Source organism: Exiguobacterium sp. 8A, assembly GCF_902506275.1.
Taxonomy (GTDB): domain Bacteria; phylum Bacillota; class Bacilli; order Exiguobacteriales; family Exiguobacteriaceae; genus Exiguobacterium; species Exiguobacterium profundum.
In genome coordinates this window covers 1-1,549 of record NZ_LR733703.1, presented here as the reverse complement: position 1 = coordinate 1,549, position 1,549 = coordinate 1, and the positions used below count along the sequence as shown (strand labels likewise).

Here is a 1,549-nt window from a genome sequence, read left to right as displayed (position 1 = left end):
CTTCCTAGATGAAGGCCGAGGCCATGGCAGAACCAATCGCACGCAGCGCAGGCGGCACCGCTGTGGGCGGTGCGCGGCTGGAGGGGACCGGGGCGCAGCTGCTCTTCCTCACCATCGGCACGAGCATCGCCCTCCTGCTGGTTGGGCTTGTTCTGCTCAGATTGCTTCAACGGTGAACTACATTGCTTCGTCGCTTCACGTCATGCTCTCCCGCCGCCGGCGTCCATCGACTATGAGTGCAAAGTCATCAGCAGAGGCAAACGGAAGTTCCCACGTCGAACTGTTTTTCAGCTTGACTACGAACGAGCCGATCCGCGTGTGGTGCGACTGTCCGATGGGGGAACTCCATACCTACGATGAGTGGGTTGATCGATTTCAGCACCCGAGCCGACGACGGCCTCGGGCACCCGCGGCTCCTCCGCCCCCTGACGCACTCTGATCCCCAAACCATCCTCACCTCTCGGGTGTGGTGCCCGAACTTTTAGGAACGATGATGAGCGACCTGGGCCCAATGGGTGAAGCCACTGGTGCGCCTCTGAAACCGGACCACATCCTCGTCGACGAAGCGCGCGCTGGCGATCGAAGTGCTTTCGCGGAACTGTGGAGCCGACACTCCCAGGCTGGTCTGCGCCTGGCACGTACCATCACGCAGCAGTTCGACGCCGATGATCTAGTTTCGGAGGCATACCTCAAGGTCCTTTCCGCGGTGATGAACGGCGGGGGCCCGACAGGCCCGTTCCGGCCGTACCTCTTTGTCACGATTCGGAATATCGCTGTCTCGTGGTCGAGGAAACGGCGTGAAGACAACCTGGATGCTGCGGAAGCAGTGCCTGACCCCCGGGCAACGGATGCGCCGATCCTTGCGGCACTTGACGCTGACCTCACGTTGCGTGCCTTCCGCTCGCTACCGGACCGCTGGCAGGAGGTGCTCTGGTTCACCGAGGTGGACGCACTCGCCCCAGCGGAAGTCGCTGGCAGGCTCGGCTTGAGCGCAAACAGTGTCGCAGCGCTGTCATACCGTGCTCGTGAGGGCCTTCGCCAGGCCTGGATCCAGATCCACATTGATTCCGCCGGCGCCGGAACGGAACATGCATGGACGCTTGAGCAGGTCGGGAAGAACGCACGGGGTGGGCTGTCGCCTCGGAAGCAAGCAAAGTTCGATACTCATCTCGCCGGATGCCCGGCCTGCACGGTCATCGCTGCGGAGGCTGTCGATACCAGTAACCGCTTCACCAGCGTTCTCCTCCCGCTGGCGGTGGGAGTGACAGGCACCGCTGGGCTCGGATGGGCTGCAAGCATGGGGGAGTCGGGCACGACAGACGGGCCTGACGCTCGAGCGGATATCGCCTCGAGGGCACGTCCGGGCGTCAAGACGATCAGGCACCGACGGGCCGTCGCCGTCGCCGTCGCTGCGACACTTGTGATGATCGTCGGTGGAGTCGGTGCCTGGGCTGCCCGCAGTTCGGATCGCTCCACCGTCGCCGTCGTGACACCAACGGAGACACCGAGCCACGCACTCGACAACGGTGCAACAAGCCCCAAGCCGAGG

2 protein-coding genes and 1 pseudogene are annotated in these 1,549 nt (G+C 63.7%); all 3 read left to right on the top strand.

What is annotated here, in order from left to right; translation table 11 throughout:
- Positions 1-23 precede the first annotated feature (23 nt).
- On the top strand, positions 24-176 hold the full coding sequence (locus GVY42_RS16410; RefSeq protein WP_159565761.1) for a hypothetical protein: 153 nt from the start codon (positions 24-26) through the stop codon (positions 174-176).
- A gap of 314 nt (positions 177-490) precedes the next feature.
- Positions 491-1,177, top strand: a pseudogene (locus GVY42_RS17165) (RNA polymerase sigma factor); the annotation flags it as partial.
- A gap of 84 nt (positions 1,178-1,261) precedes the next feature.
- Positions 1,262-1,549: hypothetical protein (locus GVY42_RS16660; RefSeq protein WP_236550121.1), on the top strand; the 288-nt coding region annotated here is incomplete at its 3' end.